Source organism: Mycetocola sp. Y791, assembly GCF_059445325.1.
The window spans coordinates 808,593-833,610 of record NZ_JCAIUC010000002.1; the positions used below are offsets into that span (position 1 = coordinate 808,593).

Genomic DNA, 25,018 nt, shown 5'->3' on the forward strand with positions numbered 1-25,018 from the left:
GGCGCGCTAAAGCAGAGTCGCGGCCACGACAAGGAGGCCCGCGCCAACCGCCCAGAACAGCACGATGAACACCCAGTCGCGGGCCCGGAACGGCACGAGGTAGCGCTCCGTCCGGGACGAGTGCGCCCCGAACGCCCGCGCGTCCATGGCGAGGGCAACCCGTTCAGCGTGACGGATGGCCCCGACGAGCAGCGGCACGATGTAGCCGAGACCACGACGGATGCCGGCGAGCGGCCCCCTGCCGCCTGACACTCCCCGAACGCGGTGCGCCCGTCTGATCTGCTCGAGTTCCAGCCGGAACCGGGGCACGAACCGATAGGCGGCGAGTGCCGTGTAGCCGATGCGATAGGGCACGTGCAGCTGCTGGACCAGCGCCCGAACCAGGTCGGGACCGGTCATCGTGAGCCCGGCGATCAGCGCGAGTGACAGCAGCGCCCCGAGTCGGAGTGCCGTGGCCAGCCCGATCAGCCAGGCCCCGAGATAGAAGCGGTACTCGCCGAGCTGGAACAGGAGCGGCGTGTCGTCGACGCGTGCGGCATCCGTCCACAGCCCAAAACTGAGCGACAGCACCGCGACAATCGCCGGCAGGCCGAGCCAGAGCGCAACCGCGAGCCGGGCACTGAGTTTTGCCCCGACGGTGATGAGCAGAAGCGCAAGCAGGATAAAGACGAGCGGAGTCGCAATGTCGCGCACGAACAGCAGGTAGACCATGAACGGCAATGGCCCCGCGATCTTCGCCAGCGGGTTGAGCCTGTGCAGAAAGTGACGACCCGTCACCCCTCGCCGTACGGGTCGAGCGCCGCCGTCACGGGAGGCTGCCCGGGAGGTCAGCGACCCGGGAGAGTGACATCCACGACGGATGCCGCGTCACGCCCCGCATCGCCCGCGCGAGTGGGGGAAGAGTGAGCCCGGCCATCGAGAGCAGTTCGCCGTCGCCCAGGATCTCAGCGGCCGGCCCGAACGCCAGCAGCCGCCCGTCGTGCATCACAGCGACGTGGCTCGCATACTCCGCAACCAGCTGGAGGTCGTGGGTCACGGTGATCACCGTCGTCCCCGAGCGGTGCAGGTCCCGAAGCAGGGTGAGCAACTCGTTCGCTCGCTGGCGATCCTGGCCAAAGGTCGGTTCGTCGAGGACGAGGACCGGGGCGCCGGTGATGAGCGCCGTGCCGACCGAGAGCCTGCGCTTCTGCCCGCCGGAGAGAAGGAAGGGGTGAGCGTCGCGGTGCTTTTCCAGACCGAACCGCTCGAGCATCGCTGTGACTCGCGCCTCGATCTCATCCTCGCGAAGCCCGCCGCCCGAACGTCCGCGGCGCACCCGCAGCCCGTGGGCGAGTTCGTCGAACACCGTGTTCTCGATGAACTGGTGCTCGGGGTTCTGGAAGACGAACCCGACGTGGTCCGCCAGCATCCGCGCATCACTCGTCGCCGGATCAAGATCGCCGACGCGGACCCGGCCCTTCGGCGGCGGAACGACTCCGGCAACAGCCTGCACGAGCGTGGTCTTGCCCGCTCCGTTGGCGCCGATCACCGTGACGAAATCACCCCGGCCGATCTCGAGCGACACGTCACGGATGATCGGTGTGCGGCCGCGGGTCAGGGTGAGACCGCGAACGCTCACGGCCGCGTCCCTCGGAACGAAGGTTGGCTCGGGGCTGCGTTCCGCGAGCGGGGGAAGAGAACGGATGCCATTGAGCGCGGTCGTCAGTTCGTCCGGGGTGAGCGGGAGCGGATCGAGTACCACTCCGGCGCTCCTCAACCGCAGCGCGGCGAGGGTGGCGACGGGCAGCCAGACTCCGAGTTTCGCGACCTGGTCCGCGGCCCCGGCGAGCACTGTTCTCGGGTCGCCCTGGAAGGCAATTTTCCCGGTGCCATCGAGGACGATGACCCGGTCGACGAGGTCGATGGCCGCGTCAAGGTTGTGCTCGATCAGGACAATCGCGTGCATCCCCGCCGCTGCGGTATTGCGAAGGACCGCGTAGACATCGGCAATACCGGTCGGGTCGAGGTTCGCGGTCGGCTCGTCGAGTACGAGTACCCCGGTGCCCATCGCGAGGGCGCAGGCGATGGCGAGTCGTTGCTTGCCACCGCCCGACAACAGGTCGGGGTTGTCGAGACGTCTCTCCCAGAGCCCGACGGCATTCAGTGCGCGTTCGGCTCGCTCGAGCACCTCGGCGACGGGGAGAAGGAGGTTTTCCGGGCCAAAGCAGACCTCGTCGAACACCGTGCCGGTGACGAGCTGCGAATCGGGGTCCTGGAAGACCATCGCGACGTCCTGCGACAACCGCGACACCGTGGCATCCGCTGTTCGGATGCCGTGCACCGTGACGGACCCTGAGAGCGTCGCGGCGACCGCGTGCGGGACGAGGCCGTTGAGTGACAGGGCGAGTGTCGACTTGCCGCAACCCGACGGGCCGAGGAGCAGGACGACTTCTCCCGTGCGAACGTCGAAGCTCACACCGTTGGGGGTGTGGTCTGCGCTCCCGTCATAGCGGATCCGCACATCGTCGAGCCGCAGCGCGGCGGTGTGATCCGGCATTCAGCTGGTCACGCGGAGGTCACTGGTGCGTTGGCCGAATCCGGGGCGTGTGGCCTGCGGTCGACCTCACGCTGCAGCCCCCGCGCCACCCCGGTCTTGTCGATTCGGCTGGCGATGACCCGCCCGAGCCAGGTGAAGATAATCGGGCTCACGGCGAACAGGCCGAAGTACACGACACTGAGGACCGCGCTGAACTGTTCGGCGCCGATGGCCAGATAGACCCCGGCGCCGAAGATGATCCCGGCGATCGCCGCAGCGAGGTAGAAGACCCAGGCCCGCCAGTACCGGTAGCGGCTGACGAGGAATGGCAGTTCCTGCAGCAGCCCGATCGCAAGGCCGGCGCCGAGGTAGCGAAGGAACCACTGGGGGCTGAAGGCCGCGGCGATGAGCCCGGCGAAGAGACCGGTGAGCAGCGCGACTCCGCCGCGTCGAAGGAGCGACTGTGCGACAACGCCGGGGAGGAAGTACACGCCGACAAGCGAACCGTAGAGAACCGGGATAGTCGCAGACATGAGCCCGTTGAGATACCCGCTGACCACGAAAACCAGGCCACCGGCGACGCCGATGGCTGCGCAGGTGAGCAGGAGGCGGGTGCTCGCGTTTCGCATGTCGATCTCGGTTTCGGGTGAGCTGGTTCAGGGGTGAGGTAACCCTAAGTTTAGTGCGTGTCGTCTGGGAGTCGCGCTCAGGATTGTCGGCGACGCGGCGTCAATCGCACTCCGGGCAACGGCGGTGCCGGGATCCGCTCACCACCGTGGCCCTCGACCGAACCAAAACGGATGCTGCGCGATTCCCACGCGTCCCGTGCGCTCACGATCTCCTCGTGGCTCCGTGCCACGAAGTTCCACCACATGATGAGTTCCTCCGCGAACGGCGGGCCTCCGAGCAGGACGAACCGGCATCCGTCCGGGCTCGCGATGTCGAGCGATTCACGCTCGGTCCCGAGGTAGAGGAGCGGCCCGCGCGTGAGCGATTCTCCGGCCACTTCGAGCGTGCCCGAGAGCACCATGACCGCGTACTCGTAGTGCCCTTCGAGCGGGAGCGTGACGCGCGCACCAGCGTCGATCACGGCATCCGCCCCGACCAGTGGCGTGAACACGGTTGCCTCCGAGACGACGTCGCCGAGCCTGCCGACGAGGACGCTCGCGGTGAGGCCCTCCGCGCGGTAAACCGGAAGCTCGGTATGGCGCTCGAAGAACGGATCGATGTCGGCGACGTCGCGGGGGAGCGCCACCCACAACTGGAGACCACGAAGCGGGCTGCCGACGGGGCCGAGCGAGAACTCGGAGTGGGAGATGCCGTACCCGCTCGTCATGATGTTGAGTTCGCCCGGCTCGACGGCGACGTCGCTGCCGACGCTGTCACGGTGACGGATGCTGCCTTCGACGGGCCAGGTCACCGTCTGCAGTCCGGTGTGCGGGTGCGGCAGCACCTTCATCCCGACCTCTTCGTCGTCGAACCTGTCGAGGAAGCACCACGCGCCGACCATGGGCAGCGCGCGCTGGGGGAGCGACCGGTGCACGACGATCCCACGGATGCCTCCGAGCGGGACCTCGCGAGACTCGAGCCGGCGCGTCGTCTGCCCCGTCGCACCGGGGCGCGAGCTGAGCGACTCGCTCACCGGCTGGTCGAGTCGCGTCATTGCTGGACTGGTTCCCAGTCGACGGTGCCCTCGAACTCGGGATGACGCTTCAGCCAGGACTGAACGAACGGGCAGAAGGGGACGATCGTCTCGCCGCGAGTGGAGGCGTCCTCAAGGGCGCTCCGCACGAGGGTGGAGCCAAGGCCCATCCCCTCGAACTCCGGCTGTATGAGCGTGTGAGTGAAGGCCAGTCGGCCGGGGTTCTGGCGGAATGCGACGAATCCGGCCAGCGAGCCATCGACCCGGATCTCATACCTCGACTCGTCGTCGTTCCTCGTGACGCTGGTGGTCTGGTCGGCATCATCAGCCACAGGTTCCTGCTTTCTCACGAACGACGGAAGGGGTTCACTCCAACCTATTCCTGTCGTCGTCGGGGCGCGAGTGGATTGCCTCATCCGGTCCTGTCGGGTCCGGTCACGGCGCGCCCGGTCACGGCACGGCCGAGCCGAACGGCCACGGCCCCGGTCAGGCGAGAGCGAGCATTCCTGCTGCGACGAGCGCGAGCACGAGTCCGAGCCACTGCACGGGGGCGATCCGTTCCCTGAGCACCACGGCGGCGAGAAGGATGGTGCCTGCGGGATACATCGCCGTGAGCACGCTCATCACCGAGAGATCACCGATCCGGATGCCGATGAGCAGCAGCGTATTGGCGAGCGCGTCGACGATGCCACACGCGACGGCGAGGCCCAGGCCCTGGCGCCACCCGGTCCGCGCTGGTGCGGAGGGGCGCCGACCGCGACCGGGGTTCCTGGTACGCAGCCAGACCAGGAACACGGCGGTGAACATCAACGCGGCGTTCACGGCCCGGTTCATCACGAGTGGAACGACCCCGGAATCCTCGGGCGTCTGGTCGATGAGGATGATGAACGCGCCGATCATCGCGCCGGAGCCGATCGCCATCAGCACACCACGGATGCTCGGTCGCACCGCGCCCTTTTCGGGAACAAAACCGACCAGGATGACGGCGACGAGCGCGAGTCCGAGAGCGAAGAATCCGAGGACGCCGAACTCGTCGCCCGTGGCCAGCCCCCAGGTCATCGGTACTATCGCCGACACGACGGCGGTGAGCGGTGACAGGATCGACATCGGTCCGATCGCGAGGCAGGCGTAGAGCAGCGAGATGGCGATGGCGCCGGTCACGCCGGACAGCCCTCCCCACAGCACGGCTTCCGCCGACCAGCGCCCGAAGCCGAGAGGCAGGACGGCGAGGAGAACGACAAGACCGGACACCGCCGCGAGCGCTGTGACCCTGAGCGGGCTGATTCGCTTCGACGCGAGGCCGCCGAGGAAGTCGGCCGCGCCATAGACGAGAGCGCCGAACAGGCCGATGACCGCGGTGAGCATGACGAAAGCGTAGTTGACCCGCCACAGGCGCTCGCCGCGGTCCCGGGACCCCCCTGCCCGGCGGGCAACGTACAGTGGAGGGAGGGCCAGTCAGCCCACACTCCCGCGGGAAGGACGATCATGCGCGCTCGGCGGACCCGCGTGCTCCGTGGCCTTCTCGCGGCCGCACTGGCCACCTTCGCCGCCGCGCTCTCCCACACGATTTCCGGCGACGCTGCTCCCGGCATCTTCGCGCTCGCCGTGGCATCCGTCCTCGCCGTATTCGTGTGCATCACCCTCGCCGGTCGAGCGCTTTCGCCCTGGCGTCTCGCGGTTTCGGTCGTGCTCAGCCAGCTGGGTTACCACCTCCTCTTCGCGCTCGCGCCAGCGACGACGGGCACAGCCACGACGGGCACAGCGACAACGGGCACAGCGTCCAGCGCGGGGCACCACCCCGGAATGGTTCTGCTGTCGACGGATGCCGTGACCCACGCCCACGCGACGCCCGCCGCGGCCATGTGGCTCGGTCACGCGCTCGCCGCCGGTGTCACGATTGTGGCCCTGGTTCGCGGCGAGCGAGTGCTCGTCGCTCTGTCCGAGACCCTCCGGATGGGCGTTCGCGCGCTCATCATCGCCCGTGTCGTCCCTATTGGCGGCGGCGGGGTTCGCACCGCGGTCGACTGGCTGCCCGTGCTGATTGCCCGTCAGCGCGTGCTGCTCTCAGCCATGCGCCATCGCGGGCCTCCCGCACCCGTTCGCCGGACCCGCTCGTTCGCCTGACAACGGAGGGGGCTTGCCCTCCCCGACGGGGAGCATCCGTTCGGCACACCCGCAGACCATTTTCTTTCGCCGACCGCCGCTTTGCGCGCCGGTCGCACCCCAACGAATTTCGGAACTCATGAATCGAACTCACACAGTCCACCCAGGCACACAGCTGGCCCACGCGCAGGGGCAACCCGCGCCCAGAGCATGGAAGGTTGGGCAGATGCGTATTCGCCGCCTTCTTGGACTCTCGACACTCGCCGGGCTGCTCGCGGTTGCCGGCCTCGGCCTCGCCGGGGCGCCCGCGCAGGCGCACAACGCGCTGGTCTCATCGACACCCGCTGCCGATTCCGTCGTGACGGAGCAGCCGGGTACATTCTCGGTCACTACCAACGACGCCATCCTCGAGGCGGGCGGCACGTCGAATGCCATCCAGGTTCGCGGTCCAGGTGCCGAGGCGCTCTACTACGGTGACGGTTGCATGACCGTTTCGGGCAGCACGCTCAATACCCCGGTGCAGCTCGGCCAGCCGGGCGACTACACGGTCCTCTGGCAGGTGGTGTCCGCTGACGGGCATCCGATCTCGGGCGAATTCACGTTCACCTGGCAGCCGGCATCCGGGCAGGAACTCGCGGCGGGAGTGCCAGCCGTGCCGGTGTGCGGGCAGGCCCAGGCGCCGGTTGAATCGGCCTCGCCGGAGCCGAGGTTCACCACCCAGGCAACAGACACCGCCTCTCCGTCGGGTCCGATCGAGTCTGAAGACACGACCGCCGCGCCGAACGACTTCCTCTGGATCGGCGGGGCGCTCGCCGTTCTCGTGATCGCGGCAGTTGTTGCCGTCGTCCTGGTGCGGCGAAAGAAGGGTCCGCCCGCCGTCCCCGGTGCCGACGAGGCTGGCGAAGCTGACGCGGCTGACGCTTCTTCGCCACGGGACCCGGGCTAGCGAGGGCGCAGCGCTCAACGCGCCCGCGCCGAGCGCTGCACATGCACGCGGGCGCTGCAGAAGTATCTGTAGCGCCGGCATGGGACTGCAGCGGTGGCGGTTCGCCAGCCGCGAGGCACCCCCCCCGCGATTACCGAGCGCTGCACATGCACGCGGGCGCTGCAGAAGTATCTGTAGCGCCGGCATGGGACTGCAGCGGTGGCGGTTCGCCAGCCGCGAGGCACCCCCCCCGCGATTACCGAGCGCTGNTTACCGAGCGCTGCACATGCACGCGGGCGCTGCAGAAGTATCTGTAGCGCCGGCATGGGACTGCAGCGGTGGCGGTTCGCCAGCCGCGAGGCACCCCCCCCGCGATTACCGAGCGCTGCACATGCATGCGGGCGCTGCAGAAGTATCTGTAGCGTCCGCATGGGACTGCAGCGGTGGGGGTGCGCCAGCCGTGGGACAGCTCCCGCGATTAACCGTTGTCAGCGGCAGCGGCTATCGTTTGCGAGGTGACAAACGTGCTGCCAGAAGCGTCAAGGGCCCCCACCGCAGCCGATGTGCTGCACTCGGTCTTCGGCTTCGACTCTTTCCGCGGTGAGCAGCAGGCGATCGTCGACCAGGTCATCGCCGGCGGTGACGCCGTCGTGCTCATGCCCACCGGCGGCGGCAAGAGCCTCTGCTACCAGGTGCCCTCACTCGTGCGCGACGGCACTGGCATCGTCGTGTCGCCGCTCATCGCCCTCATGCAGGACCAGGTCGACGCACTTCTGGCCGTCGGCGTCCGGGCAGCCTTTCTCAATTCCACCCAGGACTCGGTCGAGCGTGATCGTGTCGAGCAGGCGTACCTCGCCGGGCAACTCGATCTGCTCTACGTCGCCCCCGAGCGACTGAGCTCCGAGGCCACCAAGCGGTTCCTCGCGAACGGAAAGATCGCGCTCTTCGCCATCGACGAAGCCCACTGCGTATCGCAGTGGGGGCACGACTTCCGCCCCGACTATCTCGCCCTCGGCGAGCTGGCCGAGCGCTGGCCCGACGTGCCGCGGATCGCACTCACCGCAACGGCGACGGATGCCACGCACCGCGAAATCACCGAACGCCTGCACCTGCAGAACGCCGCGCACTTCGTCGCGAGCTTCGACCGGCCCAACATCCAGTACCGCATCGTGCCGAAGAACGAGCCGCGCAAGCAGCTCGTCGATTTCATCTCCAAAGAAGGAGCGGGCGAGGCCGGCATCGTTTACGCGCTCAGCCGCAACACTGTGGAGAAGACCGCGGCCCACCTGCAGGCACACGGCATTCACGCCCTGCCGTACCACGCAGGCCTCGATGCATCGGTTCGCCAGAAAACGCAGGCCAGGTTCCTCCGCGAGGACGGCATCGTCATCGTCGCGACCATCGCTTTCGGAATGGGCATCGACAAGCCCGACGTGAGGTTCGTCGCCCACATCGACCTGCCGAAGAGCGTCGAGGGGTACTACCAGGAGACCGGTCGCGCCGGCCGTGACGGAGAACCCTCGATCGCATGGCTCGCTTACGGGCTGCAGGACGTGGTGCAGCAACGCCGCATGATCGACGAGTCACCCGGCGACCTCGCCCACCGCAGGCGCATGTCCGCACACCTCGACGCGATGCTCGCACTGTGCGAAACGGTCGAGTGCCGCCGAACCAACCTGCTGAGCTATTTCGGCCAGCCGTCAGAGCCATGCGGCAACTGCGACACCTGCCTGGATCCGCCCCAGGTCTGGGACGGAACGATCCCGGCACAGAAGCTGCTCTCCACGATCGTCCGGCTCAAGCGCGAGCGGAACCAGGAGTTCGGTGCCGGCCACCTCATCGACATCCTCCGCGGAAAGACCACACCGCGCACCACTCAGTGGAAACACGAGTCGATAGCGACGTGGGGAATCGGGCAGGACCTCAGCGAGCAGCAGTGGCGTGGCGTCATCCGGCAGCTCCTGGCCAAGCGCCTGCTCGCAACGCGCGGTGAATACGGCACCCTCGGTCTCACCGACGACAGCGCATCGGTGCTCTCCGGCACCCAGCAGGTGCCCATGCGCACCGAGCCGGAGCGGCGAGCGTCCGCCAGTAAGGCGCGCCGACAGGCGGCATCCGACCTCGCCCCCCAGGATGTCGAGCTCTTCGAGGCGCTCCGCGCGTGGCGCGCGGCGACGGCGAAGCAGCAGGGTGTGCCCGCGTACATCGTCTTCGGCGATGCAACGCTGCGCGCCATCGCCGCCGCGCGGCCCGATTCCTTCGATGCGCTTGCGACGATCACCGGTATCGGCGAGAAGAAGCGGGCGACATACGGGCAGCCGTTGCTCGACGTCGTTGCGGGCCGTGAACCCGCCGAGCCGCACGAGCTGTCTGCTCCGTAGCTCGCCACTCCTCGGCTCACGGCCGTTAACGCACTCAAGCGCCGTGCCCGGGGGCACAGCGCTTGAGTGAGAAAGAGTATTCGGCTGCTTAGCCCTTGCGAGCCTTGTCTTCGCGCTTCGCCGACTTGTCGGCGCGCTTCTCCTTCAGTGACTTCGCTGGTTCTTTCTTAGCGGAGTTTTTCTGGGGTGATTTGCTTGGCATGAGTGCTCCTTCGACCTGCCAGCCGCGTCGGCTGTGTCTCTTGACCATACGCTGTATCCGCGCGAAGGGCACGTCTGCGATCGCTCGACGGAATCTCGCGCTGCACCTTGTGGGGTCTGAATGAGGAATCACCCCCCTGACTGTAGGTTTCCACAGCGCCAGTGTGGGGCCTGTTCTCTCCAGTTGTAGCGGTGGAACGGCATTTTTCGTATCGGCATGTGCCGCTCGTAGGTTTTATTCAGACGTACTTCAGTGCCGAAAGACAAGGACCTTCCCATGGCTGACACCACCATCCGCCCCGATGAGATTACCCGCGACGACGTGCTCGCTGACCTTCCTGCGGGTGGCCCGGACGGATCCAGGGTGAACGTGCCTGACCTCGCACACCGGTTGCTCGGTACCTGGCCGGAGCAGCGGCTGAATGCCAGGGCACTCGCCGCGCGCGAGGAGTTCCACCGCATCGAGGGCCAGAGCGTCGACGAGCACCGCGAGCGTGTCTTCGGCCAGCTCAAGCTCCTCGTCGAGAACGGCCAGGTGCACCGCGCCTTCCCCGTCGCGCTCGGGGGCAAAGACGACCACGGTGGAAACATCGCCGGGTTCGAGGAACTCGTCACCGCCGACCCGTCGCTGCAGATCAAGTCCGGTGTGCAGTGGGGCCTCTTCGGATCGGCCGTCATGCACCTCGGATCTCCCGAGCACCACGCGAAGTGGTTGCCAGGCATCATGAGCCTCGACATCCCCGGGGCGTTTGCGATGACAGAGGTCGGCCATGGCTCCGACGTCGCCTCAATCGCGACGACGGCCACCTATGACCCAGAGACGCAGGAGTTCGACATCCACACGCCGTTCCGTGCGGCCTGGAAGGACTACCTCGGCAACGCGGCGGTGCACGGGAAGGCTGCAACGCTCTTCGCCCAGCTCATCACCAACGGTGTCAACCACGGCGTTCACTGCTTCTGGGTTCCTCTCCGTGACGACGAGGGCAACTTCCTCCCCGGAATCGGCGGTGAAGACGACGGAATCAAGGGCGGGCTCAACGGCATCGACAACGGCAAGCTCCACTTCACGCACGTCCGGATCCCTCGCACGAACCTGCTCAACCGATACGGCGACGTCGCCGAGGACGGCACGTACTCGTCGCCCATCTCGAGCCCGGGTCGCCGGTTCTTCACGATGCTCGGCACCCTCGTGCAGGGGCGTGTGTCGCTTGACGGAGCCGCTGTCGCGGCATCCGCTGTCGCCCTGCAGATCGCGATCACCTACGGAAGTCAGCGGCGTCAGTTCAACGCGGCCAGCGACACGCAGGAAGAGGTCATCCTCGACTACCAGCGTCACCAGCGACGGCTGCTGCCGAAGCTCGCCACAACCTACGCGGAGATCTTCGCCCACGACACGCTGCTCGTGAAGTTCGACGGTGTCTTCAGTGGCAAGTCCGACACCGAAGACGATCGGCAGGACCTCGAGACGCTCGCGGCCGGCCTCAAGTCGCTGTCGACCTGGCACGCACTCGACACCCTCCAGGAAGCGCGCGAAGCGTGCGGTGGCGCCGGCTTCATGGTCGGGAACCGGTTGACGAGCCTGCGCGCCGACCTCGACGTCTATGTCACCTTCGAGGGCGACAACAACGTGCTGCTTCAGCTCGTCGGCAAGCGGCTCCTCGGCGACTACGCCAAGCGGTTCAAGGGCGCTGACGCGGCGACGCTCGCCCGATTCGCGGCGGAACAGGCTCGCGGAAAGGTCGTGCACGGCACCGGACTTCGTTCTCTCGCGCAGACCGTTGCCGACTTCGGCTCGACGGCACGGTCCGTCGGGCACCTGCAGAACGAGGCAACACAGCGCGAGCTGCTCACGGCCCGTGTCGAGGGAATGGTTGCCGGGATCGCCGGTCGGTTGCGGGCAGCCAGCAAGCTGAGCGCAACGGATGCCGCTGCACTCTTCAATGCCAACCAGAACCAGCTCATTGAAGCGGCTCGCGCGCACACCGAGCTGCTCCAGTGGGAGGCGTTCACCGAGGCGCTCGCCGATGTCACCGACCCGGGAACGAAGAAGGTGCTGACCTGGCTCAGGGACCTGTTCGGACTCGGGCTGATCGAGAAGAACCTCTCCTGGTACCTGATCAACGGCAGGCTGTCCGGCCAGCGCGCCGGTGCCGTCACGGCGTACATCGACAGGCTGCTCGCGCGGCTCCGTCCGCACGCACTCGACCTGGTCGAGGCGTTCGGGTACACCCAGGAGCACCTCCGGGCGCCGGTCGCATCCGGCATCGAAGCCGAGCGTCAGGACGAAGCCGCGGCGTACTTCGCTGATCTTCGCGCGTCGGGCACCGCACCGGTGCAGGAGAAGTCGCTCAAGGCCAAGAAGAAGTAGGTTCACACGAAGCCGCCCTTCCCGACCGGGAGGGCGGTTTCGTTGTGTGGGGGCGCTGTCGCCGGGCGCGGGCGCTACCGGCGCAAACGGCGGTACGCCCTCGCCGACAGCGGCAAAAACACAAGCGTGATCAGGAGCGGCCAGCCGAGCGCCATGCCGAGCGCGGCATCCGGCAGCCAGCCCGACGTGATGCCGGTCGGATTGCCGAACAGCTGGCGCGTGGCTGTGGCCGTGGCTGAGATCGGGTTCCACTCGGCGACGGCGCCGAGCCAGCCCGGCATCGTCTCGGGTGCAACGAAGACATTGGACAGAAAACCGATCGGCCAGATCAGGACCTGAACCGCCACTGTCGCACCGGGCCCGCGAAAGACCAGCCCGAGAAAAATGCCGATCCAGAGCAGGGCGAACCTGAGCCACAACAGGAGCAGGACGGCGAGTAACGCTGAACCGAGGTCTGTGGTGATGCGCCACCCGATCAGCAGCCCTCCACCAAGAAGCACGGCGAGGTTCAGGATGGACGACGCCATGTCCGCTCCGCTGCGCCCGAGCGCCACCGCCGAACTGTGGATCGGCATCGACCGGAAGCGATCGGTGATGCCCTTGGCGGCATCCGTCGACATCGCCAGCATCGTGCCTTCGAGTCCGAACAGCATGGTCAGCGTGAACATGCCGGGGAGCAGGAAGTTGATGTAGTCGCCGCCGCCGGGGACCTCGATCGCGCCGCCGAAGAGGAACCCGAACATGAGGAGCAGCATGATCGAGAACAACAGCCCGAAGATCGGCAGGGCGGGCTGCCTCACCCAGTGCATCAGCTCGCGCTGGGTGAGGATCCAGCCATTGCGCAGGGCCGACGAGCGGGGAACCGACGAGCGGGATGCCGGCGCGTGCGGCGCGGGGGAGGCCGTGAGCGTGGTCATGATGGGTTCTCCTGTGCGGTGAGTGCGAGGAACACCTCGTCGAGGGTGGGTCGGCGGAGCACGAGGTCGACCGGCTGGATGCCGGCGGCGTCGAGAGCGCGGACCGTTGCCATGAGCGCCGCAGTGCCCGACGGCGCCTCTGCCGTCAGGGTGCGCGCCGCCTCGTCGAGGGTGGGCTCGCCCCCGCTCCGGATGGCCTCCGCCGCTGCCGCGAGATCAGCGGCATCCGCAACCGTGACGACGATGCGGTCGGCGCCCAGTTGCTTCTTGAGTTCGTCCGGGGTTCCTGAGCGGATGACGTGACCCGCGTTCATGACGGAGATCGTGTCTGCGAGCTGGTCGGCCTCGTCGAGGTACTGGGTGGTGAGGAGGACTGTTGTGCCCGCGCGGGCGATTCGGCGGATGGTGCGCCAGACCTCGTTGCGTCCTCGCGGGTCGAGCCCCGTCGTCGGTTCGTCGAGGAAGAGGACCGCGGGGGAGAGGATGAGGCTCGCGGCGATGTCGAGGCGTCGCCGCATGCCGCCCGAGTACCCGGACACCGGCCGGGTGGCTGCCTCGGTGAGGTCGAAGGCCGCGAGCAGTTCGTCGGCGCGGACCCCCGCGTTGCGCTTGCCCAGGCCGAAGAGCCGGCCGAACATGACGAGGTTCTGCCTGCCGCCGAGGATCTCGTCGACAGCGGGGCTCTGCCCGACGAGGCCGATGCTCGCCCGGACACCGGCCGGCTGGGAGCGCAGGTCGTACCCGGCGACGGTCGCCTCGCCCGAGTCCAGGTCAATGAGGGTTGCGAGTGCGCGAACGGCCGTGCTCTTGCCCGCACCGTTCGGCCCGAGCAGGCCGTGGATGCTGCCAGCCGGGATGGTGAGGTCGAAGTCGTCGAGCGCGTGAACGGCGCCATAGCGTTTGCGCAGCCGGGTGGCGCTGAGCGAAGGTGCCTGCGGGGATCGGGCGGGAGGGGAGCCGGGCCGGGAGGAGGCTGGAAGGTTCACAATACTCCTTGTCGTATGCCGTACGGAGTTAATGAGGAAACTGAGCGTACACCATACGGGGTAAGTACACTAGGGGCATGACCGCGAACGATGACCCAGGGCACACAGACCCGGATCGCACGCTGGCGCTGCTCTGGCGCCACACCCTCGGCGAACAATCCGGCGCTCGCGGGCCGAAGCAGAAGACGACGGTGGACGCCGTCGTCGCGAACGGCATCGCCCTCGCTGACGAGGAGGGGCTCGAGGCGTTCTCGATGCGCAAGGTCGCCGAGCGCATGGGCATGGGCGTGATGAGCCTGTACACCTATGTGCCAGGGCGGGAGGACCTGATCGGGCTCATGGTCGACCAGGTCACCGGCGAAGTTCCACACCCGCCGCTGGAGGGCGACCTGCGCTCCCGGCTGGATACCGTTGCGCGGCACCTGTGGGCTGAGTGTCGGAGGCACCCGTGGCTGCTGTCGGTCGATACGTCGCGGCCAGCGCTCGGGCCGCACATCTCCGACCGCTACGAGTGGGAGCTCTCCGCCGTGGAGGGAATCGGTCTCAGTGACATCGACATGGACCAGGTGGTCACTCTGATAGCCGGGTTCGTGCTGAGCGCTGCCCGGATGGCCCGCGACATGGATCAGACCCAGCAGCGGTCGGGTGTGAGCGACGCCGAGTGGTGGGCGGCCAACGCGCCGGTGCTCGAGAAGGTCATGGACGGGTCGAGGTACCCGCTCGCCGGCCGCGTCGGGCAGGCCGTCGGAGAGGTGTACCAGGCGGCGAGCGACCCGCAGCTGGCGTTCGAGTTCGGGCTTGCCCGCGTGCTGGACGGGATCATGGCCTACGTCGCGTCAGATCGGTAGCGGGCGAACTGAACCTCCGCGCCCGGCGACGGGACGGCATCCGCCCCGCCATCATCTTGGGCGCTACACAAACATGCGGGCGCTGCAGAAGTATCTGCAGCGCCCGCATGGATGTGGCGCGGTCGAGGTGACGAACTAGCCCGCGGCGACCGCGGCAGCAATCGCCGCTGGGATTGGGGTCTCACCCGAGATTGCTTCCCAGGTGAAGCCGGCCGTTTCGGGGAAGGTCAGCGCTGCGGTGATCAGCGACGCGACATCCGCGCGGGGGATCGAGCCCCGCTCGGTCTCGGTCGCGAGGGTGACGAGGCCGGTCGGCTCATCGTCAGTGAGCGCACCTGGCCGGAGGATCGTCCAGTTGAGCGACGTCTTCTTCAGCTCGATGTCCGCGTTGCGCTTGGCGGCTACGTAAGCGGCCCAAACGTCGTCGCTGGTGTCGACCTCGCCGTCGATTCCCATCGCGGACACCTGAACGAACCGCGCGACCCCGGCGCGCTCGGCAGCCTGCGCCGACTTCACCGAGCCCTCATAGTCGACGGTGTGCTTGCGTTTTGCGCCGGAATTGGGGCCGGCGCCCGCGGCGAACACGACAGCATCCGCCCCGTCAAGGATCGGGACGAGGTCGTCGACGCTCGCCGTCTCGATGTCGCAGACGACCGGCTCTGCACCGAGAGCACTGATTTCCGACGAGTGGTCAGCGTTGCGGAAGACGCTGACGACCTCGTCGCCGTTCTCGACGAGCTGTGAGGTGAGGATGCGGCTGATCTTGCCGTGTCCTCCGATGATGACGATTCGGCTCATTGTTTTCTCCCTGGTCGTAAAAGTCGTGACGGTCGTAGAAGTCGTAGCGGTGGCGCCGTCGGTCAGGACGGACGCTCCTCAGGCGACTTCGTCTTCGCGGGGTCGGTCTCGGGCAGAGACCCGAGGACCTCGTCGATGCTCGCGAGGGTCTCCTTCGAGAGGCTGACGCCGGACGCCTTCACGTTCTCGCGCACCTGCTCGGGGCGGGAAGCGCCGATGATGGCGCCGGCCACGTTGTCGTTGGCGAGCACCCACGCGACGGCAAGCTGCGCCAGGCTCAGGCCGTGCTCCTCGGCAATGGGCTTGAGGTTCTGCACGGCGGTGAGCACCTCGTCGCGGAGGAACACCTTCACCGAGTCGGCGCCGCCCTTCGCGTCTGTGGCGCGGGAGCCCTCCGGCAGCGGCTGGCCCGGCAGGTACTTGCCCGAGAGAATGCCCTGGGCAACGGGGGACCAGACGATCTGCGAGATGCCGAGCTCGCGGGAGGCCGGCACGACCTCTTCCTCGATGACCCGCCACAGCATCGAGTACTGGGGCTGGTTCGAGATGAGCTGGAAGCCGAGCTCCTTCGCGAGCGCAGAGCCACGGCGCAGCTGGTCTGCGTTCCACTCCGAGACGCCGATGTACAGCGCCTTTCCCTGGCGGACGATGTCGGCGAAGGCCTGCATCGTCTCTTCGAGGGGGGTGTGGTGGTCGTACCTGTGCGCCTGGTAGAGGTCGACGTAGTCGGTGCCGAGCCGGGTCAGCGACCCGTTGATCGACTCCATAATGTGCTTGCGGCTGAGGCCGGAGTCGTTGGGTCCCTTAGGTCCGGTCGGCCAGTACACCTTCGTGAAGATTTCGAGCGACTCGCGCCGTTCGGAGGCGAGCGCCTCGCCGAGCACGGTTTCCGCCGCGGTGTTCGCGTAGGCGTCGGCCGTGTCGAACGTCGTGATGCCGCTCTCGAGAGCCGCGGCGACGCACTGTTTCGCTGTGTCGTTCTCAACCTGTGACCCGTGGGTCAGCCAGTTGCCGTAGATAATTTCGGAGATTTTCAGGCCTGAATTGCCGAGATAGCGATTGTCCATGCGGCCACGCTACGCCCAGCCGGCGGTTCGAGGCCACAGAAGTTCGAGACCTTGCACCAGCTCGCGTTCTGTGCCACAGGTTCTCTGGCGGATGCCGCGATGCGGCTTCGAGAGAAGGTGCTGGACCCCCTGTCGCACCGCGCAGACAGGGATACTGTCGAGGTATGCGCGAGATGTATCCGGAGATTGAACCGTATGACACAGGGCACCTCGACGTGGGTGACGGCCAGCTGATCTACTGGGAGACGAGCGGAAACCCGGACGGTAAACCCGTCGTCTTCCTGCACGGCGGGCCCGGCGGTGGAACGACCCCGAGCCAGCGGCGCCTCTTCGACCCGGAAAGGTACCGCATAGTTCTCTTCGACCAGCGCGGCTGCGGCAAGAGCACGCCGCACGCGAGCGCGCCGGAGGCGGACCTCGAGTCCAACACCACCTGGCACCTGGTCGGCGACATCGAGAAGCTGCGTGAACACCTCGGTGTGGACACCTGGCAGGTCTTCGGCGGGTCGTGGGGCAGTTCGCTCGCCCTCGCGTACGCCCAGACCCACACCGATCGGGTGTCCGAGCTCGTCCTCCGCGGCATCTTCACCCTGCGCCAGGTCGAACTCGACTGGTTCTACGAGGGCGGCGCATCCGCAGTCTTTCCTGACCTGTGGCAGGGTTTTCTCGAACCGGTGCCGGTCGACCAGCGCCGCAATCTCATCCGTGCGTATTCAACGCTCCTCAACGACCCGGACCCGGCCGTGCACGAGCCGGCGGCGGTTGCCTGGTCGCGCTGGGAGTCGTCGACCATCACCCTTCTCCCCAACGAGGCGACCGTTGCGCGCTTCACCGAACCCGCCTACGCCGTTGCGTTCGCCCGCATCGAGAACCACTACTTCATGAACGGCGGCTGGTGGGAGGAAGGCCAGTTGATTCGGGATGCTCCGAAGCTCGCCGGCATCCCCACCGTCATCGTGCAGGGTCGGTACGACATGTGCACGCCGCCGATGACGGCGTGGGCGCTCGCCGAAGGGATGCCGCACGCCGAGCTGAAGATGATTCCGGATGCCGGTCACGCCTTCGACGAGCCAGGAATCCTGGATGCCCTCATCGAAGCGACCGATCGGTTCGCCTCCTAGCGATGACGCTCGTGCCGCGCAAGCGGTTCTGCGGGTGCGATCGGGTGCGGGTAAGTTATCCCGGTGACCTTCAATCCAGACTCTGACATCTCCGGCAGCAATGTACGCAAGCGCGGTCGTGGAACAGCGATCGGCGTGGGCGGTGGTGGACTCGCTGTCGTGGCGGTCTTCCTCATCGCCCAGTTCGCCGGGATCGACCTGAGCGGGTTCATCGGGGGAGGCGGAGAAGCCGGCGGTTCGGCGCCATCGGCCACGTCCCTCAGCGAGCAGTGCAAGACGGGCGAGGACGCCAATGAGAACATCGAGTGCCTCATGGCAGGGGCGGGGTCGTCGATCGATGACTTCTGGATTGACAACTACAGCACCGTCGCAAGCGGCGCGTACCGGACGCCAGGCTTCGACCTCTTCGAGTCATCGACGACCACCGCGTGCGGAGCGGCATCCAGTTCGACCGGGCCGTTCTACTGCCCCGGCGACGAGACGATTTTCGTCGACACCTCATTCTTCGCGCAGTTGCGCCAGCCGCCGTTCGACACGACGGGCGGTCCGCTCGCCCAGTTGTACATTGCGGCACACGAGTGGGGGCACCACATCCAGGCGATCTCGGGAATCATGGAGTCCGCCGACCGCACGGGAACCGGTCCCGACTCCGATTCCGTGCGCATCGAGCTCCAGGCCGATTGCTTTGCGGGCGCCTGGGTAACCGGGGCGAGCGAGACGAAAGACAAGAACGGCGTGACATTCCTCGAGCGGCCGACAGCGGCGCAGATCGCGGACGCACTCGATGCCGCCGCCGCGGTCGGTGACGACCGCATCCAGGCGGGCTCAGGCCAGGGCGTGAACTCCGAAGCGTGGACCCACGGGTCGAGCGAACAGCGCCAGCGCTGGTTCAACGCCGGTCGCGAGGGTGGACCCGGCGCTTGCGATACCTTCGCGGTGGACGGCTCCCAGCTCTAGATCAGCACCGAGGTTCGAGGTGCGGGGCCGGTGCACGTGGTGATTCTCGTGCACCGTGAGGGATTCGTCTGACTGCTTCGGCTCGGGCGCTCTTCGGGGGTGCGGTCAAAATGCAAAATGCACCCCGAACGAGGGGTGAGGATTCCTCAGGTTCTGGGCCATAATCATGCTCTATGGCGGGCCATCTCGAACTCCCCGTGGCGGCGGCGGACGCACCGCAGGGTCGTCGGCTCAGCCCGCGAATGCGCTCGGCGTTGGATGTCATCCGCGCATCTGCCGCCGTGTACGTGGTTGTGCACCACGTAGTCGTTCACAACCAGATAGCCGGCCCGGTCTACCTCGTTTTCAAGTGGGGACCTGAGGCGGTAATGGTGTTCTTCGTCCTGAGCGGGTTCGTGATTTTTCACAACGAGAAGCACCGGGTCCAGAACGACCTCGCTGGCTATTACACCCGGCGTCTACGGCGAATCTATCCGACACTCCTTGTCGCATTCGCCCTGTCTGCGGTACTGGCTCTTCTCGATGGGTCTCTTGTTGCCCGCTTCGACCCGTGGTCGCTCATTCTCAATCTCGCGTCGCTTCAAGATCTCGACTTTAAACCGGGAAATCTTGTCTTGCCGTTTCTCGGGAATGGGCCGCTGTGGTCGCTCTCCTACGAAGTTGCGTTCTATCTGGTCTTCCCGCTGCTTATGGTGGTCTACCGAAAAGGGCGCTGGCTCGCGCTTGCATCGGTGGGTGCGTCGAGTATCGCAGGTCTGCTGACGTACCTCCTCATTCCCAACCACTTCTCGCTCGTGCTCGCCTATTTGCTCACCTGGTGGGCGGGAGCTGTCATTGCCGACCTCTATGCGCGGGACGAACTTTGCGTCAGATCCCTGTTTCCGTTACTCGGATGGTTCTGCGCCCTCTGCGCGGCCACCGGGCTTGCCGTGCTACTCAACCAGCGAGCGGCAATGTCACAGATCCTCGCGCTGACGCTCACGCTCTTCGTTTTCGCCCTCGGAAGCGTTGTGGTCGCCGGATCGGGGCTGGCTCGGGCGTTCGCTCGACTCTTTGCTCCGACTGCCCCGGTCGCCGCTTACGTCGCATCGATCTCGTATGGCCTGTATGTGTTTCATTTTCCCTTGCTGATGCAGTCGGCGCTTGCGCGGTCGCCACTCGGGTTCATCCTTGCCCTCGTGCTCCTGATTGCGGTCTCCATCGTGGGCGATCGGTGGCTGGCGCGAGTGCTCTCGCCGCGAAGGGTTGTGGTGATGGATCAGGGTAGTGAGCCGCGTCCCACTGCGGCGGGCGGATAGTCGTAGGCGCCGCGGAGGGCGGATAGTCGATCACAGCACCGTGGCGAGCCAAAAGTGAGTAATTCTCACCCGAAGAGGGGGGATCGCTCGCCACCTGCTCCGGGTTACTCTTTCAGGACAGAACGTGAAGTTCCATCACGTTCGGTGTTCTACGGCCACGCTGAGCCGTCCTTCCTCCTCCCTTGCCCACGGACAGGCGGTGGTGACTTTCGCGGTCCGTTTTCGGTGAGAAGAGTGCTGAAGTGCCCCGTCCGAGCAAGCCGGCTTCCCGGCCAAGCGTTTTCGACTCGAACAGGTCGGTCGCGCTCGCAGCGGTCTTTACCATTCTCGCCACTCTGGCCGTTCCGCTCAGTGCCGGGGCCACACACGCCGCAGAGCCGTGCGCTCCCGGTTCGAATCCCATTGTGTGCGAGAACTCAAAGCCGGGTACGGCCCCGGAAATCTGGGACATCGATCGTGCGGGAGACGCGAGCATCCAGGGATTCGCCACGGATATCAGCGTCAATGTGGGCACTCGCGTCGACTTCAAGATTGATTCCGAGGTTCTCGATTACACGGTCGACGTCTACCGCACGGGTTATTACCAGGGTCTCGGCGCTCGCTTCATTGAGCGCGCAATTCTTGCCCCTAACCGTGCAGAGCACCAGGACGAGTGCATCACTGACGAAGCGACGGAGCTTTACGACTGCGGTACGTGGGACGTGTCCGCATCGTGGGACGTGCCTCCCGACGCAGTATCCGGCGTTTACATTGCACTCCTGACCCGAGTCGATACCGGCGGCTCAAGCCACATCATCTTCATCGTCAGAGACGAGGACAGCTCCTCCGACGTGCTTTTCCAAACGTCTGACCCTACGTGGCACGCGTACAACACCTATGGCGGCAGTGACTTTTATCAGGGCGCCAACAACGGGCGGGCGTTCAAGGTCAGTTATAACCGGCCGTTCAACACCCGCGCGGACATGGCAGGCCGTGACTTCTATTTCTCAAGCGAATACGCACAGGTTCGATTCATGGAGAAGAACGGGTACGACGTCAGCTACTTCAGTGGTATCGACACGGACCGTTACGGCTCCCTCCTCACCAACCACCGCGTCTTCCTCTCGGTCGGCCACGACGAATACTGGTCGGGCGCGCAGAAAGCGAACATCGAGGCCGCCCGCGACGCCGGTGTGAACCTTCAGTTCCTCGCGGGCAACGAAGGATACTGGCGCACACGCTACGAACCGTCCGCAGACGCTGGTGCCACCGCATACCGCACGCTCGTGAGTTACAAGGAGACGTGGAGCTACCAGAAGATCGACCCCAAAGACGAGTGGACCGGGACCTGGCGCGACCCTCGATATGCGCCGGCGTCTTCGGGTGCAGGCCAGCCCGAGAACAAACTGATCGGCACCCTCTATCAGGTGAACTATTCCGACCTGCCGGTCTCAGTTTCCTCACGCGAAGGTAAGTTGCGTCTCTGGCGGAACACAAGTCTGGCGAATCTGCCCCCGGGCTCGACGGCGTCACTGGCCCCGCACACTGTCGGCTACGAGTCGAACGAAGACGTGGACAACGGCTTCCGCCCAGCCGGTCTCGTGCGCCTGTCAACGACGACAGGCGACGTTCCCGAATATCTTCAGGATTACGGCAACACGGTGAAGGCCGGCACGACGAAGCATCACCTCACCCTGTACCGCGCGCCGAGCGGTGCACTCGTATTCTCGGCTGGCAGCGTGCAGTGGGCGTGGGGCCTGGACGATGAGCACGACGGAGACGGCGCATCTGCCGATCCCCGGATGCAGCAGGCGCAGGTGAATCTACTCGCAGACATGGGAGCGCAGCCGGCCTCCCTTGATCCGGCGCTTGTACGAGCGACAGCGAGCGCGGACACGACGGCTCCTACGGTGGTTATCACCAGCCCTTCGCCCGGCGCGACCGTCTACAGCGGATCGATTGTCGAAGTGACAGGCACAGCTGCAGACGTGGGCGGCGAGGTCGCCGGGGTCGAAGTGTCGACCGACCAGGGGGCCACCTGGCATCCCGCGACAGGTACCAGCGAGTGGTCATATCGCTACGTGCAGAAGGGCATGGCTGCGACGCCGACCCTGGTGCGGGCGATCGACGACAGTGCCAATTACCCGAGTTCACCAGCGTCGCACACTATTCAGGTCACCGGCCCATATTCGTTCTTCGGCGACACAACCCCTGCCACGGCCGACTCGGGCGATTCATCCGCGGTAGAACTCGGGCTGCGCTTCACGCCGGCAGTTGGCGGGTTCGTAACCGGCGTTCGTTTCTACAAGAGCAGCGCAAATACCGGTACTCACACGGGATCGCTCTGGCGGGACGACGGCGTTCGGCTCGCGTCAACAACGTTCTCGGACGAGAGTCCGTCCGGCTGGCAACTGGCTACTTTCGCCAGCGCCGTTCCGGTAACGGCGGGCCGAACATACGTGGTGTCGTATTTTGCACCGAACGGGCACTATGCCGCGGAGTCAAACTTTGGCGACTACGCCACGATCGACCGCCATCCGCTGAAGGTCAACGGGGGATATGGATCATCCGCTGCGGGAGTGCACAGCACCGAGGGAACGTATCCAACGAGAAGCTTTGGTCGAGGAAATTACTTCGTTGATGTGGTCTTCGACACGGTTGACACATCGCCACTCGTAGCGATGCAGCAATCGCCCCACCCCGGATCGTCAAGCGTGTCAACGACAACGCCCATCCGCGCGGTGCTGTCGAAGGACGTGGCCGCGGAGTCCGTCGACATATCCGTGACGGACAGCCTGGGCGCCCAGCTGAGCGGCGGCACCGCGTACAACCCGGACACGCGCACCGCAACGTTCACCCCGGCCATTCCCCTCGCCAATTCCGCTACGTATTCCGTTTCCCTGAAGGTCTGGGGTGTAGCGGGCGCAGAGCCAGTCTCAGGTGGCGATTGGTCGTTCAGCACAGCGAAACCAAACGCGGAGCCGGGGATATGCCCGTGCAGCCTGTACAACGACAGCGAGCTGCCAGGGATCATCGAGGTGGGCGACCCGGATTCGGTGACCCTCGGCGTGCGCTTCTCCGCGACCGCGCCGGGAATTATCCGGGGAATTCGTTTCTACAAGGCGACGGGGAATACCGGGATGCATGTTGGTTCCCTGTGGTCCGCGGGGGGCGACTCGCTCGCGACAGCGATCTTTAGCGAAGAGAGCTCATCGGGCTGGCAGACGGCATATTTCGCCCAGCCGGTATCGATTACCCCTGGAACCGAATACGTGGCGTCCTACCTGGCACCCTCGGGGCGCTATTCCGCCACCGCGGGAGCGTACGGAGCAGGGTTTGCCAACGGGCCGCTTCGAACCTCGGCCAGCTCAGGGTTGTACAGCTATACCAGTGCATTTCCCGATCGGGCAACGTCAACCTCGTATTCAGTGGACGTGGTTTTCGAGACAACACCGGATCCGCTGGTTGTCCAGAGCACACTCCCCGCAGATCGAGCTGTCGATGTCGCCAGAGACACCAGCATCTCCATCACTTTCTCCACGGCGATCAGCGACGGATTCGACATGACGGTGTCGGCTGGCGAGCATGAGATCAGTGGAGTGGCTTCGGTCAGTGTCAACCGCAAGACCATCGTCTTCACTCCGGACGATGATCTGCCCGCTGACCAGGATCTCGATGTCGAGGTCTCAGGGATCCGCTCGACCGGAGGGATCGCCCTGGCGAATCACCTGTGGACTTTCCACACGGCGGAAGACGGCGCAACCAGTGCCAGATACACGCTCCTCGGGAATGAGACACCGGTCGTTGTGTCGGCCACCGACGATTCATCGCCCGTCGAGCTTGGCATGGTGTTCACTGCCAGTGAAGCGGGCTCGGTGACCGCGATCCGTTTCTTCAAAGGCCAGGGAAACGGCGGCACTCACACTGGATCACTATGGAACTCGGCCGGTGAACGACTCGCAACAGTGACATTCCAGGCCGAGTCAAGCACAGGCTGGCAGACCGCGTCCTTGCCGGCGCCCGTCCCGTTGACCGCCGGGCAGGAATACGTCGTCTCGTACCTCGCACCCACGGGGCACTACTCGTACACGGGCGCCTATTTCCAGACTCCGCGCACATCCGGACCGCTGACCGGGGTCGCCGGCCGATTCCTCTATGGCAGCGCCGGAGGGTTCCCGATCCATTCTTTCAACGCCACGAACTATTTCGTGGATCTGGAGTTCACGGCCCTGGCCGCGACTCCGACTCCCACTCCCACTCCCACTCCCACTCCCACTCCCACTCCCACTCCCACACCGACACCGACACCGACACCGACACCGACACCGACGCCGACACCTACGCCGACGCCCACACCGACGCCCACACCCACACCACCGGCTGAGCCCGCGGTCGACCCGCTTACCCAGCCGGGAGTCACCTCCCTCTTCCATCCCGACAGCGAACCCGCAGCGACCAACTGGGAGGATTTTGACCCGGTCCAGGTCGGAATGTCGTTCACCTCGGCGGTCGACGGCGAAATCCTGGGAGTGCGCTTCTATAAGGGCACTCTCGATACCGGCGAACACACAGGCGCCCTGTGGGGTCCCACCGGGAACAAGCTCGCGAGTACCACTTTTACTCAGGAGAGTGCGAGCGGTTGGCAATTCGCCGTGTTCGACGTTCCTGTCCCAGTGCAGGCGGGAACCGTGTACACCGTCAGTTATCTCGCCCCTCACGGTCGATACTCCGTGACACCGAACGGGCTCCAGAGCGAAGTGGTCAACGGCCCACTGACAAGCGTGTGGAACGGCGGCAGATACTCCTACTCCACGGAAGCGCCGACCGCGCCGATCAAGCACAACTTCTGGGTCGACGCGATGTTCAGGGCCTCACCATGACCGCACTCTCCGCCCACGGCTTGACCCACAAA

General features: G+C 66.0%; 19 protein-coding genes. 9 read left to right on the forward strand and 10 right to left on the reverse strand.

The window, feature by feature from the left end:
* Positions 1–6: 6 nt before the first annotated feature.
* The 6 genes from AC1C2N_RS08710 to AC1C2N_RS08735 all read right to left on the reverse strand — a co-directional run bounded on the left by AC1C2N_RS08710 (position 7) and on the right by AC1C2N_RS08735 (position 5,522).
* Positions 7–777, reverse strand: a complete 771-nt coding sequence (locus tag AC1C2N_RS08710) for an energy-coupling factor transporter transmembrane component T family protein (protein WP_495433672.1) — start codon at positions 775–777, stop codon at positions 7–9.
* A 28-nt stretch (positions 778–805) separates the two neighbouring features.
* The gene (locus AC1C2N_RS08715) at positions 806–2,536 is read right to left on the reverse strand and encodes an ABC transporter ATP-binding protein (RefSeq protein ID WP_495433674.1); all 1,731 of its coding nucleotides are present in this window, start codon (positions 2,534–2,536) and stop codon (positions 806–808) included.
* A gap of 8 nt (positions 2,537–2,544) precedes the next feature.
* On the reverse strand, positions 2,545–3,144 hold the full coding sequence (locus AC1C2N_RS08720; protein ID WP_495433675.1) for an ECF transporter S component: 600 nt from the start codon (positions 3,142–3,144) through the stop codon (positions 2,545–2,547).
* A 77-nt stretch (positions 3,145–3,221) separates the two neighbouring features.
* Complete coding sequence (locus AC1C2N_RS08725; RefSeq protein ID WP_495433677.1) at positions 3,222–4,178, reverse strand: pirin family protein; 957 nt, start codon at positions 4,176–4,178, stop codon at positions 3,222–3,224.
* Entirely contained in the window at positions 4,175–4,489 is a 315-nt protein-coding gene (locus AC1C2N_RS08730; protein ID WP_483405972.1) for a GNAT family N-acetyltransferase, read from the reverse strand. Before AC1C2N_RS08730 ends, AC1C2N_RS08725 begins: the two co-directional genes overlap by 4 nt.
* Positions 4,490–4,643: 154 nt before the next feature.
* Positions 4,644–5,522, reverse strand: a complete 879-nt coding sequence (locus tag AC1C2N_RS08735) for an EamA family transporter (RefSeq protein ID WP_495433679.1) — start codon at positions 5,520–5,522, stop codon at positions 4,644–4,646.
* A 120-nt stretch (positions 5,523–5,642) separates the two neighbouring features.
* Here AC1C2N_RS08735 and AC1C2N_RS08740 point away from each other — a divergent pair, with 120 nt between their 5' ends.
* The 4 genes from AC1C2N_RS08740 (at position 5,643) to AC1C2N_RS08755 (ending at position 12,135) form a co-directional block, all read left to right on the forward strand.
* Complete coding sequence (locus tag AC1C2N_RS08740) at positions 5,643–6,281, forward strand: hypothetical protein (protein ID WP_495433681.1); 639 nt, start codon at positions 5,643–5,645, stop codon at positions 6,279–6,281.
* Positions 6,282–6,486: 205 nt separating this feature from the next.
* Positions 6,487–7,206, forward strand: a complete 720-nt coding sequence (locus tag AC1C2N_RS08745; RefSeq protein WP_495433682.1) for a copper resistance CopC family protein — start codon at positions 6,487–6,489, stop codon at positions 7,204–7,206.
* 503 nt (positions 7,207–7,709) lie between these two features.
* Complete coding sequence (recQ, locus tag AC1C2N_RS08750) at positions 7,710–9,566, forward strand: DNA helicase RecQ (protein ID WP_495433745.1); 1,857 nt, start codon at positions 7,710–7,712, stop codon at positions 9,564–9,566.
* Between the two features lie 478 nt (positions 9,567–10,044).
* Complete coding sequence (locus AC1C2N_RS08755) at positions 10,045–12,135, forward strand: acyl-CoA dehydrogenase family protein (RefSeq protein WP_483405967.1); 2,091 nt, start codon at positions 10,045–10,047, stop codon at positions 12,133–12,135.
* A gap of 74 nt (positions 12,136–12,209) precedes the next feature.
* Here the strand turns inward: AC1C2N_RS08755 and AC1C2N_RS08760 are convergent, their stop codons facing one another.
* Positions 12,210–13,052, reverse strand: a complete 843-nt coding sequence (locus tag AC1C2N_RS08760) for an ABC transporter permease (RefSeq protein WP_495433683.1) — start codon at positions 13,050–13,052, stop codon at positions 12,210–12,212.
* Positions 13,049–14,038: an ATP-binding cassette domain-containing protein gene (locus tag AC1C2N_RS08765; protein WP_495433685.1), complete on the reverse strand. Its 990-nt coding sequence runs from the start codon at positions 14,036–14,038 to the stop codon at positions 13,049–13,051. The genes AC1C2N_RS08760 and AC1C2N_RS08765 overlap by 4 nt, the downstream gene beginning before the upstream one ends.
* Before the next feature lie 77 nt (positions 14,039–14,115).
* Between AC1C2N_RS08765 and AC1C2N_RS08770 the strand changes: the two genes are divergently transcribed.
* Positions 14,116–14,886, forward strand: a complete 771-nt coding sequence (locus tag AC1C2N_RS08770; RefSeq protein WP_483405964.1) for a TetR/AcrR family transcriptional regulator C-terminal domain-containing protein — start codon at positions 14,116–14,118, stop codon at positions 14,884–14,886.
* 135 nt (positions 14,887–15,021) lie between these two features.
* Here AC1C2N_RS08770 and AC1C2N_RS08775 read toward each other — a convergent pair whose 3' ends face one another.
* Positions 15,022–15,684 (reverse strand): SDR family oxidoreductase, encoded by a 663-nt coding sequence (locus AC1C2N_RS08775; RefSeq protein ID WP_495433688.1) that lies wholly within the window; start codon positions 15,682–15,684, stop codon positions 15,022–15,024.
* A gap of 62 nt (positions 15,685–15,746) precedes the next feature.
* The gene (locus AC1C2N_RS08780; RefSeq protein WP_495433690.1) at positions 15,747–16,751 is read right to left on the reverse strand and encodes an aldo/keto reductase family protein; all 1,005 of its coding nucleotides are present in this window, start codon (positions 16,749–16,751) and stop codon (positions 15,747–15,749) included.
* Positions 16,752–16,915: 164 nt separating this feature from the next.
* Between AC1C2N_RS08780 and pip the strand changes: the two genes are divergently transcribed.
* The 4 genes from pip (at position 16,916) to AC1C2N_RS08800 (ending at position 24,986) form a co-directional block, all read left to right on the forward strand.
* Positions 16,916–17,872, forward strand: coding sequence for a prolyl aminopeptidase (gene pip / locus AC1C2N_RS08785; protein ID WP_495433692.1), 957 nt, complete (start codon positions 16,916–16,918; stop codon positions 17,870–17,872).
* A gap of 63 nt (positions 17,873–17,935) precedes the next feature.
* Positions 17,936–18,829, forward strand: coding sequence for a KPN_02809 family neutral zinc metallopeptidase (gene ypfJ / locus AC1C2N_RS08790; protein WP_495433693.1), 894 nt, complete (start codon positions 17,936–17,938; stop codon positions 18,827–18,829).
* 173 nt (positions 18,830–19,002) lie between these two features.
* Entirely contained in the window at positions 19,003–20,127 is a 1,125-nt protein-coding gene (locus tag AC1C2N_RS08795; protein ID WP_495433695.1) for an acyltransferase family protein, read from the forward strand.
* A gap of 404 nt (positions 20,128–20,531) precedes the next feature.
* Positions 20,532–24,986 carry a DUF4082 domain-containing protein gene (locus tag AC1C2N_RS08800; RefSeq protein ID WP_495433697.1) on the forward strand — a complete coding sequence of 1,485 codons (4,455 nt, stop codon included), beginning with the start codon at positions 20,532–20,534 and terminating at the stop codon, positions 24,984–24,986.
* Positions 24,987–25,018: the final 32 nt, after the last annotated feature.

Coding starts and splice junctions, on each gene's coding strand:
- AC1C2N_RS08715 (WP_495433674.1), bottom strand. CDS start 2,536: ATGCCGGATCACACCGCCGCGCTGCGGCTCGACGATGTGCGGATCCGC.
- AC1C2N_RS08720 (WP_495433675.1), bottom strand. CDS start 3,144: ATGCGAAACGCGAGCACCCGCCTCCTGCTCACCTGCGCAGCCATCGGC.
- AC1C2N_RS08725 (WP_495433677.1), bottom strand. CDS start 4,178: ATGACGCGACTCGACCAGCCGGTGAGCGAGTCGCTCAGCTCGCGCCCC.
- AC1C2N_RS08735 (WP_495433679.1), bottom strand. CDS start 5,522: ATGCTCACCGCGGTCATCGGCCTGTTCGGCGCTCTCGTCTATGGCGCG.
- AC1C2N_RS08740 (WP_495433681.1), top strand. CDS start 5,643: ATGCGCGCTCGGCGGACCCGCGTGCTCCGTGGCCTTCTCGCGGCCGCA.
- AC1C2N_RS08745 (WP_495433682.1), top strand. CDS start 6,487: ATGCGTATTCGCCGCCTTCTTGGACTCTCGACACTCGCCGGGCTGCTC.
- AC1C2N_RS08755 (WP_483405967.1), top strand. CDS start 10,045: ATGGCTGACACCACCATCCGCCCCGATGAGATTACCCGCGACGACGTG.
- AC1C2N_RS08760 (WP_495433683.1), bottom strand. CDS start 13,052: ATGACCACGCTCACGGCCTCCCCCGCGCCGCACGCGCCGGCATCCCGC.
- AC1C2N_RS08770 (WP_483405964.1), top strand. CDS start 14,116: ATGACCGCGAACGATGACCCAGGGCACACAGACCCGGATCGCACGCTG.
- AC1C2N_RS08775 (WP_495433688.1), bottom strand. CDS start 15,684: ATGAGCCGAATCGTCATCATCGGAGGACACGGCAAGATCAGCCGCATC.
- AC1C2N_RS08780 (WP_495433690.1), bottom strand. CDS start 16,751: ATGGACAATCGCTATCTCGGCAATTCAGGCCTGAAAATCTCCGAAATT.
- pip (WP_495433692.1), top strand. CDS start 16,916: ATGCGCGAGATGTATCCGGAGATTGAACCGTATGACACAGGGCACCTC.
- AC1C2N_RS08795 (WP_495433695.1), top strand. CDS start 19,003: ATGGCGGGCCATCTCGAACTCCCCGTGGCGGCGGCGGACGCACCGCAG.